This is a genomic window from Neobacillus kokaensis, from assembly GCF_014656545.1.
GTDB classification, from domain to species: domain Bacteria; phylum Bacillota; class Bacilli; order Bacillales; family Cytobacillaceae; genus Neobacillus; species Neobacillus kokaensis.
Genome location: NZ_BNDS01000048.1, coordinates 1 through 17,394 on the forward strand (window position 1 = coordinate 1; position 17,394 = coordinate 17,394).

At 39.6% G+C, this 17,394-nt stretch carries 13 protein-coding genes; 3 read left to right on the forward strand and 10 right to left on the reverse strand.

Going from position 1 to position 17,394, the window contains the following annotated elements:
* Positions 1-108: 108 nt before the first annotated feature.
* Positions 109-1,389 carry a TrkH family potassium uptake protein gene (locus IE222_RS25620; RefSeq protein ID WP_440590023.1) on the reverse strand — a complete coding sequence of 427 codons (1,281 nt, stop codon included), beginning with the start codon at positions 1,387-1,389 and terminating at the stop codon, positions 109-111.
* 334 nt (positions 1,390-1,723) lie between these two features.
* On the opposite strand from IE222_RS25620, the gene IE222_RS25625 reads away from it, so the two are divergent.
* On the forward strand, positions 1,724-2,251 hold the full coding sequence (locus IE222_RS25625; RefSeq protein WP_191277218.1) for an NUDIX hydrolase: 528 nt from the start codon (positions 1,724-1,726) through the stop codon (positions 2,249-2,251).
* A 215-nt stretch (positions 2,252-2,466) separates the two neighbouring features.
* Here IE222_RS25625 and IE222_RS25630 read toward each other — a convergent pair whose 3' ends face one another.
* The 6 genes from IE222_RS25630 to IE222_RS25655 all read right to left on the reverse strand — a co-directional run bounded on the left by IE222_RS25630 (position 2,467) and on the right by IE222_RS25655 (position 9,854).
* The gene (locus tag IE222_RS25630) at positions 2,467-3,498 is read right to left on the reverse strand and encodes a sialidase family protein (RefSeq protein ID WP_191277219.1); all 1,032 of its coding nucleotides are present in this window, start codon (positions 3,496-3,498) and stop codon (positions 2,467-2,469) included.
* A gap of 270 nt (positions 3,499-3,768) precedes the next feature.
* Positions 3,769-4,011, reverse strand: coding sequence for a hypothetical protein (locus tag IE222_RS25635; RefSeq protein WP_191277220.1), 243 nt, complete (start codon positions 4,009-4,011; stop codon positions 3,769-3,771).
* Between the two features lie 485 nt (positions 4,012-4,496).
* On the reverse strand, positions 4,497-5,123 hold the full coding sequence (locus IE222_RS25640; protein ID WP_191277221.1) for a metal-dependent hydrolase: 627 nt from the start codon (positions 5,121-5,123) through the stop codon (positions 4,497-4,499).
* Between the two features lie 260 nt (positions 5,124-5,383).
* Positions 5,384-7,054, reverse strand: a complete 1,671-nt coding sequence (locus tag IE222_RS25645) for an S-layer protein (RefSeq protein WP_223282898.1) — start codon at positions 7,052-7,054, stop codon at positions 5,384-5,386.
* A gap of 99 nt (positions 7,055-7,153) precedes the next feature.
* Positions 7,154-8,956, reverse strand: a complete 1,803-nt coding sequence (locus tag IE222_RS25650; RefSeq protein ID WP_223282899.1) for a laminin G domain-containing metallophosphoesterase family protein — start codon at positions 8,954-8,956, stop codon at positions 7,154-7,156.
* A 295-nt stretch (positions 8,957-9,251) separates the two neighbouring features.
* On the reverse strand, positions 9,252-9,854 hold the full coding sequence (locus IE222_RS25655; protein WP_191277223.1) for a dienelactone hydrolase family protein: 603 nt from the start codon (positions 9,852-9,854) through the stop codon (positions 9,252-9,254).
* Positions 9,855-10,028: 174 nt separating this feature from the next.
* Here IE222_RS25655 and IE222_RS25660 point away from each other — a divergent pair, with 174 nt between their 5' ends.
* The gene (locus IE222_RS25660; protein ID WP_191277224.1) at positions 10,029-10,814 is read left to right on the forward strand and encodes a hypothetical protein; all 786 of its coding nucleotides are present in this window, start codon (positions 10,029-10,031) and stop codon (positions 10,812-10,814) included.
* Positions 10,815-10,837: 23 nt separating this feature from the next.
* On the opposite strand, the gene IE222_RS25665 is transcribed toward IE222_RS25660, so the two are convergent.
* The 3 genes from IE222_RS25665 to IE222_RS25680 all read right to left on the reverse strand — a co-directional run bounded on the left by IE222_RS25665 (position 10,838) and on the right by IE222_RS25680 (position 14,505).
* Complete coding sequence (locus IE222_RS25665; RefSeq protein WP_191277225.1) at positions 10,838-12,109, reverse strand: MFS transporter; 1,272 nt, start codon at positions 12,107-12,109, stop codon at positions 10,838-10,840.
* 395 nt (positions 12,110-12,504) lie between these two features.
* Positions 12,505-12,708 carry a hypothetical protein gene (locus IE222_RS25675; RefSeq protein ID WP_191277227.1) on the reverse strand — a complete coding sequence of 68 codons (204 nt, stop codon included), beginning with the start codon at positions 12,706-12,708 and terminating at the stop codon, positions 12,505-12,507.
* Positions 12,709-13,029: 321 nt separating this feature from the next.
* On the reverse strand, positions 13,030-14,505 hold the full coding sequence (locus IE222_RS25680) for an aminoacyl-histidine dipeptidase (RefSeq protein WP_191277230.1): 1,476 nt from the start codon (positions 14,503-14,505) through the stop codon (positions 13,030-13,032).
* Between the two features lie 584 nt (positions 14,506-15,089).
* On the opposite strand from IE222_RS25680, the gene IE222_RS25685 reads away from it, so the two are divergent.
* Positions 15,090-17,394, forward strand: a 2,305-nt coding sequence (locus IE222_RS25685; RefSeq protein WP_191277228.1) for a S8 family serine peptidase, incomplete at its 3' end; no start/stop codon positions are given.

The window sequence follows — 17,394 nt, forward strand, 5'->3', positions numbered from 1 at the left end:
AACATTTACGGGGCGGTTCATGGTTTAGCTGCTTTTTGATTAAATTCTTTGGGTCTATTGGTCCCAAAGAATTCTTTCTACACAATGCAAATTGTTTTATGTCTATTGTTACCCGATTAGAATCTTTTCTTCCGCGTAACGGATTTTGGATGCATTGTTTGAACGAATGGCGAGGGCGAACGCCATTGTTAATGGGCCCACTCTTCCTATAAACATCATGATGGTGATTAAAATACGCCCCATGGGGCTTAAATCACCTGTTAATCCTGTACTCAATCCGACGGTTCCGAAGGCAGAAACGGTTTCAAATATAAGGGCGGTCACATCTGCCCCCTTCTCGGTAATCGTAAGGGAAAAGAAGATGATGAAAATAAAAATCATACTTGATACTGCGATCGATAAAGCCCTAAATACTTGTGAGGCTGGAACTCTTCGTTTAAATACATTTATATCTTGCTTGTTTGTTAAAACCGACCATAGAGCGAGAAGCAATAATGCAAACGTTGTCACCTTAATTCCCCCGCCTGTTGAGCCGGACGATGCACCAATAAACATCAATCCTACCATAAGGACAAGGGAACTGGGTGTCAATTGTCCAATATCTATAGTATTAAAGCCAGCTGTACGGGTAACGACTCCCTGAAAATAAGCCGCCCACCATTTGTCTGTCGTCCCCAAATTTCCTAAAGTAGCAGGATTGTTAGATTCTAATACAAAAATGAGCAATGTACTTACTACATTAAGAAACAATGTGACGGTTAACACGATTTTGGTGTGAAGGGAGAATTTAACTATATTCCTCTTTTCAAAAATGTCTGCAACTACAAAAAAACCAATCCCGCCTATGATAAATAATGAAGTAATCACAATATTTACAGTCGGATCACCCACCCACTTACTCAAATTATCCGGTTCAAGCCCAAATCCCGCATTGTTAAAGGCAGAAACTGAATGAAAAATTCCATAATAAATAGCTTTTCCGATACTCATTTCCTGTGACCATCTGATAGCTAAAAAAATGGCTCCAATAGCTTCGACAAGTAAGGTAATAATAATTACTTTTTGAACAAGCTTGATAATCCCCTGCAGTGAAAATGCATTCATGGAATGTTGAAGCAGAAGTCTTTGTTTAAACCCAATCTTTTTCCCTAACAAGATGAAGGTAAGAATTCCACTCGTCATAAACCCCCAGCCGCCTAGTTGAACGAGCAGCAGCAAAATGATCTGACCAAACAAAGTAAATGTTGTTCCAGTATCGACTACCCCCAGTCCTGTAACACAAACAGCAGAAGTTGCTTCAAATAAAGCATCGATGAAGCTGAGGTGATGCCGATCCTTTGTCGCCGCGGGGATCATAAATAAACACGTCCCAATAAAGATCAATGCCATAAAACCTAAGATTAGACTATGAGCAGGGTTAAGCTGAATAGTCTTATATTGATTAAGCTTTTTTAATAGAGTCAACACGATCACCTTCAATGGCATAATTTTCTTTTTTATCTTATTCCCTCTTTATTTTTTCTTTAAGCTAACTTGTTACCTTTCTCTACAGTAACGGAATCACTTATCGAAGGCAATCCCCCATAATTCAGCATTTCAACAAAAATTCATAAGCTTCTTGTTTATTAATTTAATACCTCTTGAAAAATTTAATGAGAAATAGTAATCAACTCCCCTATCCGCTACAATAGTACATATATTAAAATTTTATGAGGTGAATCCAATGGAATGGACTATTCGTTCTTCACATACAGAGAAAGTGGATCGATTTGGAGTGACAGTTGATGAGGTTGTTCTTCCGAATGGCGATGAAAAAACTTTTTCCTATTTAGATTTTGCTAAAGGGGTTTGCGTTCTCCCGATTACTGAGGATGCAAAGGTTATTTGTTTAAAGCAATATCGCCACGCATTCAAGAGCTGGCAATGGGAGCTGCCCGCCGGCATGATTGATAAGCCAGATCATTCCCCGCTGGAAACGGCGAAAAGAGAGCTTGAGGAAGAGACAGGCTATACAGCCGAGCATTGGCTTGAACTAGGCAGCTTCTATCCGTCGCCAGGCTCAACAACAGAGGAAATCTTCTTGTTTGCGGCTGCTGGGCTAGTGCCTGCCGAACAAAAACTAGAAAACAGCGAGCAAATTAAATTACATACGCTGTCCATGGAAGAATTAAAAACATTGATTAAAATTGGCGAATTCAAACACGGGGCCGGCCTCGCTGCGGTGTTACGCTATAAATTTATGACAGATTAAGCATAAAATTTTCCGCAGCGGCCTAATTCCCAGCTTTGGGCCATCGAATCATGATGAAATTCCGTCTTCAGCTCGCTCCAAATTCTCTCTTGAAAAACAGGCTGCCAAAAAAGCAGCTCGTTTGCAGCCTCTTATTGTGGAAGCATAGGGCCCTGCATATCTTCTGCTTTTTACTAGCAGAAGATAGCAGAAGAAAGCAAGAGAACTTGGGACCCTTACTTCCTAGTAAGAAGCTCTTTAGGATAGCTGGCAAGCTTTATAGTTTCATAGCTATGTTCCTTGCCGCATTCATACAAACATAGCACCCTATTTTTAGTAATGGCCAAGTCTGAATAAGCTGCTGGACCAGAATAAACTTCCTGTTGAACTACCCAGCTGCGTCCACCGTCATAACTGCTTTTAATCTGCAAATTTTCCCGTTTTAGACTAGCTGGATTGGAGAACAAGAGTCCGCCTTCACCATCCTCAATTACACTGCCTTGACAAACCGGCTCAATCAAATCCTCATTAAGGATAATATCTGACCATGTTAATCCCCCGTCGTTACTCCAGGCAGATGCTCGTTGATTTTTTCCATGGTAGCTTCTCATATTGATATAGACGGTTCCATCAGGAAGTTCAGCCACAGCACATTCATTTGTGAATGGGCCGACAATTCCGCCGATTTCCCAACTCTCACCATGGTCATCACTATAGATAACATGTGCGGCATATGGACCTGATTGTTCAGTTTCTGAATTAAGAACTGCATGATTGCAAGCAACTAACAAGCGGCCGCTCTGAAGCTGAATTGCGTGGCACGGGCCGGCTGCATACCATGTCCAATTTGAACGTTTCACATCTTCCGAAATATCCCTTGGCACGCTCCATGTCATTCCGTCATCTTCACTTTTTGTCACAAATACCTCTCTTACACCCTTACCAGCTAGAATATCTACCTCATGAGCTTCTTCTGCATTACGGCAATAGATCAGCCAAATGATTCCCGTTTCCTTATCCTGTACTGGGCAAGGATTTCCAACTGTATTCGTGCCATCCTTTACAATCACAGAAAAAGGCTCCCAAGTCTCGCCATTATCATGGCTTCTCCTTAGAACAATATCAATCTCACCAGCATCACCCGACCCGTTCTTTCTAGCCTCACAAAAGGCCAGAACCGTGCCCTTTTCAGTCACAAGCAAAGATGGGATGCGATAAGAATGATAACCGTCCTCACCCGAAATAAAAAGCGCTTTCTGATCAACCACATTAACAACTCCTAACGATACCGGAAAATTTTAAGTTGCCTATTCTAGAATGAATCCTACCATAACCCCTAATTTCAATTTTATTTTTAAAAAATACTACCATGTACAATAACCTTCCAAACTTTCCCACCACGACCCTTTTACATAAATACTATCACTAACTGTTCGAAAATTACAAAATTTAATAACAAAACATGGGGAGGGCCCATAAAGCAGAAGGGCCCTCCCCATGTTTTACTCATCATACGCTAAAGATTTTGGCTCCTTGTTTTAAAGAGAATCATCTATTTCAATATCTGCTGAGAATATTCCTCCAAGATCAGGAGCAAGTTCTAGATACTGTTGGACAAACTGCTCTAATGTCATCGGGATACCTGTGTCTTCTAACCAATAATCGAAACTTACAGCCAGACTCCTTTTAATCAAATCGTTTTTCAGCCATTTACGTGCTAGCTGATGATTCATGCTTGCAAGGACGTTTTCCACTTCATGTATATTGGTTATGTTGAACACCTCCCTAAAGCCAAATATCTCCACCTTCCTTCATAACTTCATTTTATGCTCCAGCAAACAGTACGTTAGTTAAATTTTTTAAATTATTTATTGAAGCTACCTATTTCTTTATTATGTTCTGGGAACGAGCGGCAGTCTGTAAGCCGCCGCTATTTTCTTGCATATTTTCTAAAAATGAAAACCATACAAACGTTTATATGAATTCTTTAGAATTATTTCCAGATCAACCCTTTTACAAATCTAACAATAAATATTTTGTCAGTTTATCGTTTAAAATTCCTCAGAAAAAAGTGCATTATTCCCCAGAAAATGATTCAATTCGTGCTAAACTATATCATTCAACAAATTCTCCCTTTTTCCAACGTACATTAAAGGTTTGTTTAAATATGGGTTGGGCCTGCATGAATCTTATGTTTGATACCAAATACCTGAAAAACAGGTCGAAAACTGTCTTATCAATAGAAAAGGGAAACTTCCCCTGCTTCCTATATTTCTTTTGATGAAATCGGCAGAAACAACTTAACGCCCCGTTTGTTAAACGGCAGTATTTTTAAATCGGCCATTAGATGGCTAATGTATCCGGCAAGGCAGGTATAATAAACACCGTCAATCCCGAGTGATGCTTCTAACCTAGAAGCGATCATTCCGAAGAAAAGGACTCCCAAGATCGAATGGGTGTAACTGCGGTGGGAAACAAAAGAGGCGATTAAAATATAGATTCCTAGCAGGATCAGCCATACCTCTTGTAATGAGACCCCGCCCAAAAGAACACCGATTCCGGTAATCGATAACATATGCTTCTGCTTGATTTTCGCTGAAACAAGCATCATCACCAAGCCGATCCCCATTCCAATCCATTTCTCTGTCGCAGCGCCTTCAAAAAAACTATAAATAACCATCAAAATCCCAATTAACTGGGCCACCAGCTGAATCACCTGATGGGAAAATGTGATTTTGTCACGTAGCTTTCCATCAATGTCAAGATCAGGGACCAACGCTGAAACCCCGCCCAATCCTATTAAAATTAGAGTGGCAGATGGAGAGGTATCTAGAGTATTAGCCACGATAAACCCGGTTGCTGCTCCAATTGCTGCATGTGCTGTTCCGTTCAATAGTAATTCCACCTTTTATAAATGATTATGTACTTTCAAAAACTCACTATATTCATTCTACAACAAAACATCTGTTCTGTTTAGTTTTAGTGGTGCTGGATTTATTTTTAATATGTAAGAGTTCACCGGTCCAAGAGATTAAATCCAATGAGGCGGCTTTTTTAAAACAAATAAAAAAGAACAGATGCCGAGAAAGCAAGCTGTTCTTTACAATATAGTAGTCTTTGATAAAATCCGCATGGTTTCTAGATCATTTGAATCTATTTAGATGCATTTTTCCCTATTACATCAACAAAAATTGGATTAGAATAAAACCACATACTAGTATAGTTACGGTCATTGATGTTGTTGAAACGTGCTTCATTTTCCTCTGGTGTCGGTGTTCCATCATAGTCAAAGGATTGATCCTTTATCGGCTCACCGATACTCATATAGCCTTCCACATTGGTGCCGAGGTTTGTACCTCGCAAGCGATAATATCTGTCAGTATCAGCCTTCACTTTGTAAGATAACGTATAATAGCCATCTTTATCCGGTTTTCCCCAGTCTTTCTGAGTAAAGCGCTTGACGACTTTAGTCGTATCATTCGTTATATTACTGGCATATTGACTTTCATCAACCTTGCCTGTAACCTCACCGGAAATTAAATCAATATGATCGACCTTGACCTTGTTCGTAACAGAAGTTTCATGAGCGGTAATAGGTGCATAGTTATTATACTCTGGACTTCTAAAGCGAATGGTTATAGTCGTTTGATCACCCTTAGACACTTGCAAATCTTCGCCCATCTCAGCTTCCTGCTTCTTTCCGCTCACCTTAAAATCCAGCGCGTTAATAAGGTCGCCATTTACGGAGAAGGATTTACCAGAACGCAAACCATCAACAACATCCTTGAAAGCATCGCCTTCAACCCACGTGTAATTTCTTGAGTATTCGCTAGGCCAGTAGCCACTGGAGTATTTCCGGTTAGTGCTCACTTTGAAATGAAAGTCCGAATTGGTAAAATTCCAAAAGTGCCGGCCTTCCCCAAGCATCGCATCCCACATTCCCCCAACCTTTGCGACCATTACATCGGCACCGCCATAGATATCCGATAGCTCTGATCGGTTATAACTGGCAGCCATCTGATTTCCCGGCATGCCTTCCATACCAAAGACGATTTCTGGTGCAATATCATTCATCTTACGGAGATCTTCTATAGTAACTACGTCGCCGCCACCATTGTGCCTAGATGGATGGTTCGGTAAGACAAAGCTGTCAGGATAATTGTCCCTTAGCCATGCAATCGCTTCAAACGTTTTGTTCTTGTCTGACTTCAGCTCATTCTTCGTGGGTTTCTCACCCCATTGTTCAGCTTCATTTGATTTAAACCTATCCTTAGTTGTATCGTAACTGTACAACCATTCAAATTGACGAATTGCATCAATCGGTACCGTATCATTTTTTGAATCAAGAATAGCCACTGATGCATGATCCAATCCCATCATGTCCCACTCAAAACCAGGATAGATCAACTTTTCAGTATATTTCCCAGCAGCCTGAAGTTTTTCAATCTTTGCCTGCTGATCTTGAATGGCTTCCCAGCGTGCGGTAGGTTTGTCATGACCATCTGGATCTCGCGGCGAATTCCGTAAATGGTCGGCCAGCATAATAAAATCATGAGGCTTGCCGTAGGTTAAGTTTACAACCGTTTCAGCAGGAAATTGGTTAATATCCTCACGAAAAGCAGCGTTCAGTATATTTTCCAGCTTCATAAAAGGCTCTGTCACATCATTAGACTGTATGGTATGGACATGGTACTCGCCAGACATCCACTTCCCAGCATCCGTATTACGGTTTTTTGAATCAGCTGACACCGCCATTATACTCTGCGACAGAACGAGCACAGCAATCGAACCGCCAATTAAGGTTTTTAGTTTACCCTTCATCATGTCAATCTCCTTTTTTGAGTCTCATTTTTTATTAAATGACTCCAAAGCTATAAAAATAGTAAATCAAATACTTGTAACGTCATCCATACAACCCGTTCGCTACTTAAGGTCAAATCTCTCCTTAAAATTGAAATCCAAGTCAAATAAGTTATACTCATTTGTTAAATACTTGTAATCAACATATGTTCTTTCTTTCTTTGACATTTCGTCTAGAAATGGTGAGTAGGTGCGGAAAAATAGTTTGTTTTTCGCTTCATCAAATTCTACAAGTCTGAGCCAGCCATTTCCCCCTCGATAGTCCGCCTGGTAGTTGACAAGCATTTGAATGACATCGTTTCCTGCAGCGTTCTGTTTAACTTGATGGGCAATCCCGAAATAATGCCCATTTACTGTCATGAATACTTGATTGTTTTCATTTACAAGTTCAGTCCAGATTTTTTTACCTCTGCTCGACTCAACTGCAACCGTTTTATGATCAACCGTCTCTGGATAAATCACATCATGAGAAACGATGATGGCAGGTTTTTCTTTGTGTTGATTTAAGACGTTTTTCGACCACTCTAAGTCTTTATCGAGATTTTTCATATCAACAATTAAAAATAAGTATTCATAGCTGCCTGCCTTAACTATGGAATAAGAACCATAGCCTGAAGGAGAAGATCCTTTATAATACTCTTTATCCATAAAACGCTGCGATCCATAATAAGTTAAGAAAGGGTCTCCGTTTGCATAATCGTGATTTCCTGCCGCCATGATATAAGGGATTTCTTTTTTATCTAAATAGGATATAGCCTCAAGGGAATTTTTCCATTGTTCTTCGGTATTGCTATCGACAATATCTCCCACAAATGCGTTCATGGCTATATTGTTTTTCTTGGTATTTTTAGCAATCCAATTCATCTGGCTAGTAAAAATCTCCGGATTAAAATTTGCGTATTTTTGTGTATCCGGGACAAAAAGGAAATTATAATTATTTTTATTTATCAAAAATGAAATGTTATCATTGGTTCCTTCGACCGGCTGATCATCACGTGCATCCGGAATAAGCCATTCCTTTTCACTCAAAGCCTTATTGGCAATTCGGATTTCTTGGATGTTGCCTGCAAATAATGTATCCAATTCATTTCCCCACTCAGATGCCCCAATATTCCAGCCTTCCCCATCTACCGCAGCAATTCCTTTGACCTCAATCGATTTCCCGTAATCGCTAACTCCGTTAACCGTTAAAGTCGTCGTTTGCCCGTCATTTACTACTGCCAAATGATACCATTCATTTTTTAAAGACCGAGACCAATTCGTCACATTATAGCTAAGGTTAGATGGATGGCTTGTCCATTGAATTTCTTTATCATTAGAAACAGATAAGGTTGTCAGGATTTCTTTCTCGCCATCCATTTTATTTAGGTCCGCACCCTGTCCTTGCCTTGTTAAAATCCCCATCCAGCTATGTGAGCTGCTATTAAAATTACTTGGTAATTTAAAAATGGCCTCAATGGTAAATCCCTTCTCAAATTCCTCCGAATTAATTGGTGCATTCTGGATAGTTTTTAAATATCTGCCCACGGAAGCTTTTTTATCATTAGAGAATTGTAAGCTCTCTACATCTGCTAGATTATGATAATTATCACTAGACCATTTCATTATCCCTTCCAATTCTGGTGAAGATGAATCTCCAACTGTCACTAATTCTAAATCATTCCCATTTTTACTTACATCTTCAATGATGATATTACCGTGATCAATTGTACCGCTTTTCACATGTTCTTTTGAAAACTTCCAATCTGCTACTATACTAGTTGTATCTTTTTTTGCTGCATTACTATTGGCTTCTGCAGATGACGTATAGCTTGGTACCATCATACAAAAGGCCGATAAGCCGATTAACACATGTTTTATTCTCATAAATCTTTTCCTCCCCCATTTTAGCCACCTATTAGCTTATCATCGAATTATTAAGTTTATTACAAAAACAGGTAAATATTATGTAAACATCACCCCAGCTGTTTTGAACTCAGTTTCTGGATTCTGCTTACTAACAGTCGTCCTTCCCCTTATCATTATTATTTTTTCTTTTCCGCCACATCTCTCCTCACTACATTTAGTAGTGGAGGCGCTTTCATTTTTTAAAAAAGTTAAACTGTCAGTAGTTAACTTCCAGTTTCTCTTTTCTTTTTTGAAGGGGATGGCGATTTACCATTCAGTTTTTCTCTTTTTCTAAAAAGTTGAGCAGCTTAGCGAAGGCCGTTTCCGCCAACACAGCATCATAATTAGGAGAGAATGGGTCGCTAAATCCATGTTTTCCTTTAAATTTATGAATCTCGACATTTTTTCCATCCAAGTATGAAATCAAAGCGTCAACGTCAAAGGAATTTTCTACTTGAGGAAAAAATAAAATAACTGGACTTTGCGGCGTGATCTCTTTAAAATCCCTTATCCTCGAACCATAATAACCCACAATCCCAGTGAGACCATCCTCCTCACTGCACAACCAAGCGACCGTTGCCCCCACACTAAATCCAACAATAAAGATCTGCTGGTATTCATTTTTAACATCCGATAAAATATCTTTTATTTTCTGCGATGCATGGGTAAACCCCACGTTCTCCATAAAATGCCGATATGCAGCCTCTTCCTCAAAATAATCATAAGGCTGCGGAGATCCTAATAAGTTCGGACAGATCATATCAAAATCCCCTTGTTCTGATAACCTCTTACAAACACTTTCCATAAATTGATTCATTCCATAGATTTCATGAACTACAATTATCAGCTTTTCTTGCTTATTCTGTATTTGAATCATTTTTTCCTCCAAAAATAAAGCAATACTTTTATTGATGCACCCATAACGCCTCTAGTTTCTATTAAATTTAGAATACCATTTATAGTCAATTGTTGTTTCAACTAAACGCATTCTTCCATATGATGTAAGGACTCAGAGCTTGTTTATGTCTATTTTGGAGAGGAGTTTTGTAGATTGGGTATACGACCAATGTGTACTGAACTATTTGGCACGATCGCGAACCAAGGAACCCTTATAACCGTTGATACCACAACAGGTGCAGGAACAATTATAGGAAATTTAGGGTTTCTTTTTGCTCCATCACTTGCAATCGATCCTACTACCGGTATCATGTATGCTGGGCAAGGTGGTAATAATTCAAATCTTTACACAGTCAATCCCAACACTGGTGCAGCCACTTTGGTTGGAAACACCGGTTTAGGCCTAGCAAGTATAGGGGGAATGGATTTTAGAAGTGATGGCACGTTATTTGCTGCTGTAAATTTAGCAAATAGTTTTGGATCTGGAGCAGACCATCTAGTGATTATCGACAAGAATACCGCATCGCCAACCATTGTTGGACCCTTTGGAACCTGTACTGATGTCACGATTCCTAGTACAGGCGGCGGTTTCTGTACAATTGAAGGAATGGAGGCAATTGCATTTAACGAAACGGGAACACTTTATGGTGCTGTAAATTTTCGCACATCTGCAGGAATGCCTGGGCTATACACAATTGATACGAACAATGGCACCGCTACCTTCTTAACATCAATTGAAAACCCAGATGGAACCGTTCCAGGCGCTGGCGTGGTTAGCCTGCAATTTTGTAATGGAGTCCTTTTTGGCGGAACTGCTACAAGTTTAGTCGATGGAGGCCGCTTAATCACTATTGATCCCGCAACCGGGTTTTGGTCTTACGTAGGAACAGAAAGCGCAACAGGATTTCAAAGTTTGGGTGGTTTAGCAGCCTTTAATTAAAACACAAGGAAGGTTCCTCTGTTTCATTTAGAAACAGAAGAACCTTCCCTTTGTTTCACCCCGAATACCTGCTTAGAGAATGATAGATTTTGAGGTAATGTGATGGAGGCGAAACTGGCAAGCAGCGCTAAGATGCCCGCTGCACTGAACGAAATGATATGAGTTCCAAACACTTCGTATCCCCAGCCGCCTAGAAATGAACCGATGGCGGCTCCAACTTGATGCCCGATAAAATAAGCCAATCCATTTAAAATTCCTAGTAACCGCACGCCATATAGATCACCTAAAATCGCCGTGGACATCGCCACGGAACCGGACCATGCCAAACCTCCGATAAAAGAAACCAAAAATAGCTGCCAATTAGCCGCTGAGTAAACAAGGCCGAAAAATCCCAAGCCGCGGACAACATACACTAAAAACAATATATATTTTCGCGGAAAACGATCAGCGAGCTGGGCCAAGAACAAGGATCCAAAAATCGCAACAATCCCAATCAGCCCCACGCCAAGAGAAGCGGTCATTGGCGCAAAATGATGATCCATCAACATCGGCACCCCGTGGGATCCCAATAAATTCATCCCAAAGCCACAAGCAAATAAGCCAAAAACAATTTTCCAATAAGTTATGGTCTTTAAAGCATCCTTCCATGTGAGATCAGCCGGGGCTGCAGGTCTTTCCTTCCCAACGACTGCACCGGGCCCATCAGCCTCTTCCGGCACATCCTCGTGCATAATAAAAAGCGCGGAGGGCAGCACAATACAGATAAAGACTCCGCCAAATACTAGCAGTGTATTCTGCCAGCCAACAAGGTCAATCAGCCATGTTTCGACGGGCGTCATCACGGCCAGACCCGCCATTCCACCGGTCGTCAAATAAAAAAGCGCCTTCCCTCTTTGGCGGACAAACCATTTGCTGACAATCGGCGATAATGTAATGCTGCTTAAAAAAGCAAGCCCAATCGACAGCAGCACACCATAAGAAAGCAGAAAGGAAACCATCCCTTTGGCATAAACCGTCCAGACAATCGATAAACAAACCGTCGTCAGCCCAATCAACAACACAATTCGGGTATTAAAAGCTTTTAAAAGGATTCCTGCCAATGGCATCCCAACCCCATAAAAAATCATACCCACGGAAACGATGAGCGAAATTTCGGTTCGTGACAATTTTAAATCTTCCATAATGGGATGGATAAATGGCCCGATCCCCATTCGCATTCCCATCGAAAGCAACACGATAATGGAAGCGAATATAACGATATACCAGCCATAATAAATGCGTTTTTCCTTCATCATGCTGGAACACCAAATTCTAAACTACTGCATTCATACCGTTGCACTATTACTCAGAACCTTCCTGATGTGACATAACTATCCTTTTAAATAGATATTATAATTATTTTCGGAAGATTACAAAACCTAAAATATCGAAAGAAGATACATTATTCCCCAAGAAATGATGAAATTCGAGCAAAATGAACTGAATCTGCAGTTTTCTTTCTTTTTCAACATCAATTAAACGTTTGTTTGAATTCACGTCTATTACAGCTATGAAAACATTGTCTAATTTTTCAAATAAAAAATTGTCGTTTATATAATAATCCATTTTTACCCATATTTCTTTTAATTAAGTAAAAAGCTTACTCAAAGGGCCGTCGCTCAACAGCCAAATGAGTAAGCTTCTTGTTTGATTAATTTAATAAATCTTGAACCTTTAATTCAATCGCACGAATATGTGATTTTTCAAGTTTATTTTTTGGATGTGGATGAAACCATTGAATTTCTTTATCTTTTAAAAGTCCAGCATAATTCTTTCCTCTAATGCTTACCTTAAACTGTCGGCATTCATGAAACTGACCTTCAAACATTTTCTTTACTTCTATATTTTCAAACATAACCCTAACCTCCTCAATTAATTAAGCACGTCTTACTTTGCTTTCTTACTTCCGATGTATATAACAATACGCTTTAAAAATGAGAACTCTTTGAGAGTAAGATTAGAATTTAATGAGAAAGGGGTATGGGGGAGCTGTTTATGAAGAAGTTTTGAGGGGTGGAGGAAAAGTCTATTTAAAAGATGTTACCTATTAATTCACTTTCATTCCTTGGTAATAAGATAAACGGATTACTCTGGCATCTAGATGAATCAGAGTAATCCGTTCCGTTTACTTCATACCTTCGATAAGCTTCAGGATGTGATCACCGGACGAATGGAACTATTCCTTCCAATCAAATGATTTCATTTCCATTAAAACGGAGAGGAAGTACTCCCAGTTATTAATGGTTGAAGGTATGCTTAAGTGTTCATTTGGTGTATGGACATTGTACATATCTGGCCCGATTGAAATCGCGTCCAGTCCCGGGATTTTATCGATGAAGATACCGCACTCGATGCCGGCATGGACGGCAATAATCTCCGCATCCTTGTTGTATTTCTCCCGATGCACCTTTTCAAATACCTTACGAATCTTTGAATCAGGATTATAAGGCCACTCTGGATAATCGTTTTCCGTTTTGAATGAGCAGCCAAGCGTTTCCGCTACTAAGCTGGCACGTCTGACGATATCTTCTTTTAAACTTTTAACCGCACTTCTTGCATCGCTTTCTAAAAGCAGCTCTGTATCCGTAGTAGTGACCACACCTAAGTTGGTCGAACTCTCCACCAGTCCCTCAATGTCCATACTCATGGTTTGAATGCCGTTTGGAATCAGCAGCAGTGAAGTAATAGCTTTCTGTTTTGTTTGCTCTGAAAAAACATTCGTAACCTCTGGCTCCACTTTATGTAAGCTAATATGTACCCCAGGATCAGACGTCTTTAGCTCGTTTTGTAAAATAGTATTCCATTCCTGGATCTTAGCTTCTAATTTTTCAATAGAGTTTTCAGCTGCTAAAATAACCGCATCTGTTTCCCGTGGAATCGCATTGGTGGCTGCCCCGCCGTTTATCTGCTGCAAGAAATAGGGGACATCATCTGCTAGGCCTGCTAAGATTCTCCCCATAATTTTATTGGAATTGCCTCTTCCCTTATGAATGGACATTCCAGAGTGCCCGCCTTTTAATCCTTTGACACTAAGAGAATAGGCCATTGTGTTTTTCGGAGCCTCTTCCCAAACAATTGGCAGGATTTGCGTTGTTTTGATCCCGCCGGCGCTGCTAACTAATAACTTATGGTCTTCTTCCGAATCAATATTAATCAGGATCTTCCCCTCAAAGTTCGCTGGATCTACAGCTAAAGCTCCGCCCATCGTTGTCTCTTCCTCTGTCGTAATCACAACTTCCAGGGCGGGGTGCGGGATATCTTCAGCATCCAATAAGGCCAGAGCATAGGCAACAGCCACTCCATTATCAGCTCCTAATGTAGTATCTGTTGCATAAAGCATATCTTCTACGATTCTCAACTGAATAGGGTCCTTTTCAAAATCATGAACTGTCCCCTGATTTTTTTCACATACCATATCCATATGTCCTTGGATAACCAAGGTCGGTACATGCTCATATCCAGGGCTGGCAGGCTTTTTGATGATGACATTTAAAGCCGCATCCTGTATCACTTCCAAATGACGTTCTTTTGCAAACTGAACTAAATAATCACTTATTGCTTTTTCATTCCCGGATCCTCTTGGAATCTTTGAAATCTCTGAAAAAAAGTAAAATACCGGGTGCTGGATTAAATCTTCTACACTATTGTACATGGTAATCATTCTTTCCTTTTTAAAATTTTGGTCCGTCTAGCGGGCATTCCATCAAATGGTGTCAGCTGGCCAATCCTGCTTTTGTCTCCTCTATCGATGTTACATAATTCATCTGCTAAATCCCTTGTGTTGTATTCATAGAGAGTTTTAGGGTAAATACGGAGCTACAAATCAATAGTACCATTTTCTAGAACTTTATCAATTATTCGACAAAACTCGAGTGGTGCCATTGGTGGCATAGGAAATTAAAAATTGTACTCTAACCTTACTCGGCTGGTGTTGGAAGAGTGGCAGAATTTTTTGCAATTATATCTGGAAAACGTAACTTGATAAGATTTCTTTTTAAAAAGTGCGATACATAAATTAGTATCGCCCTTTCTTACCTTCTTTTCAAAACGTGCCAGGCACGGTTTTATTCAAAAAAATAAAACAATCATATAAATGGAAAAATGATATAATTACCTAGGTGAAAATACCTATATTCAACAAACAAAGAGGACTACAGTATGCATGGATTTAAAGGGTGTGGTGATTAGAAAATATTATTTTTATTAATAGATAAAAAAAGGGAAAGGAAGTTTTGAATGGGGAAAATTCTAAAAAGATACTTTTTTATCACAATGATCTTGTGCCTATTATTGCCAGAATTTCAAATCAGTGTACAAGCCAGCAGTAATGATCAGCACAAAAACGATGCTAGTAAGACTATAAAACTACTAAATAATCTTGAACAGAAGATAACTAAAAATAAAGGCGGGACTATTAGAGTAATAGTTGAATTGGATGAACAATTTACACCCGAAGGCCTAATGTCAAAAAGCTTAAAGACTAAACAAAAAAACAAAATAAAAGAAGCACAAGATGCTGTTATAGAAGATTTACATAACAAGGGCCCTAATGCAGCTAAAAATATCTCCAATTTTAAAACCATCCCCTATATGGCATTAGAGGTGGATACTGAAGGGCTTAAGGCATTATTAAAAAACAACAAAGTAAAAAATATTACGGAAGATGGGGTCATTTCCAAAAGTATTATAAAAGAAACGGCAAATGAAGTTGATAATGAATTGAGCCCGCAGCTTTATCAAACAAATGGTGTCATGGATACAGAAAAAGCATGGTCGGCAGGTTATACCGGGCAAGGAAAGACCGTTGCCATCCTCGATACGGGGGTAGATAAAAACCATCCCTTTTTACAAAATAAAGTCGTCTATGAGGCATGTTTCAGCTCTAAATGGCTTTGTTCAGGATACTCAGAATCGACTGGGCCAGGTTCAGCTGTTGATACAGAAGGGCACGGAACACATGTAGCAGGAATAGCCACTGGTAATGGAACATGGTTTTCAGGTATAGCCAAAAATGCCAATATTATGGCTATTAAAGTATTAGCGGATAATGGTAATGGTACTTTTTCAGATTTATTAAAGGGATTAGAGCGAGTCTATTTATTAAGAAACGAATATGATATTTCCGCCATTAATCTCAGCTTAGGTGGAGGAAGCTTTTATTATGCTTGTGATTATACATATTCTAGTATAAAAAGTATTGTAGATAACCTAAAAAGTGTAGGCATTGCTACAATTGCGGCATCAGGGAATGAATACTATAAAAGTTCAATTAGTGCACCGGCATGTATCTCCTCTGTGATAAGTGTTGGAGCTACTAATAATAGTGATAGTGTTGCTAGTTTTTCTAATAGTGCCAGTTTCCTAGATTTATTAGCACCAGGGTATCTCGTGTATTCCTCTATACCTGGAGGCGGATATACTTCCATGTCTGGTACGTCTATGGCTACACCTCAGGTAGCAGGTGGATTTACACTGGTAAAACAAAAATACCCAAACTCCACAGTAGATCAAATCGTTTCATACATGAAGGAAAATGGAGTTAATGTAACGGATACGGCAAATAACATAACAACACCCAGGTTGAATTTTACCTGGATGAGACCAACTTTACCAACACTGAGTCAAGTTCAAAAGCCGACCTGGAACGGTGATATTATTCAATGGACAGGAGTTACCAACGCTTTACAGTATGAAGTCAAATTATATAATGGAGCCACAACGGTTAGTACGCAGCGAGTTAACTCCAGTGTTCGCCAAGTTAACTATGCTTCCCAAATGGCAAACCCAGGTTTATATTCTGTAACAGTTCAAGCGATTGGTGATAAAACAAATTATGAGGACGGACTACCCTCGCTGCCATCTGATGAGAACAGAAAAGGGATCGCCTACTTTGAAAATTTTGAAAGAAATAATGGAAACTTTACTGCATCTGGTGTCAATTCATCATGGGAGTGGGGAACGCCCAATTCAGGTCCTGGTTCCGCATATTCAGGAACCAAGGTCTGGGCTACCAATTTGGACGGAAACTATTACACTAATGAAGATAGTTTTATTGTTTCTCCTAATATTAACTTAAAAAATTTCACTTCACCCATTACCTTAAGTTGGATGCAATACGCAAAGACAGAATCTTATTTTGATTTTATAACTGTAGAAGTTAGTAAAGATGGCGGTCAGTCTTGGGAGCGTGTCTATAGTAATCACGGAACGCTCAATCAGGATTGGGATAAACAGGAGATTGATATTGACAGTTCCTATGCCGTACCAAACTTTCGCGTTCGATTTGGTTTAAACTCTGACTATTCAAATACTTATTCAGGGTTCTATATCGATGATGTCATGGTTACTGGAATTTATTCAATGCCTTCTCTTGAACAGGTTCAAAAACCTTCCTGGAACGGCAATATGATTCAATGGTATGGAGTAGCCAATGCTTCTCAGTATGAACTCAAATTATACAATGGTACATCTTTAATCAAAACGCAAAGGGTTGCCGCCAGTGTTCGGCAGTTTGACTTTACTTCCCTTATGACAAATCCGG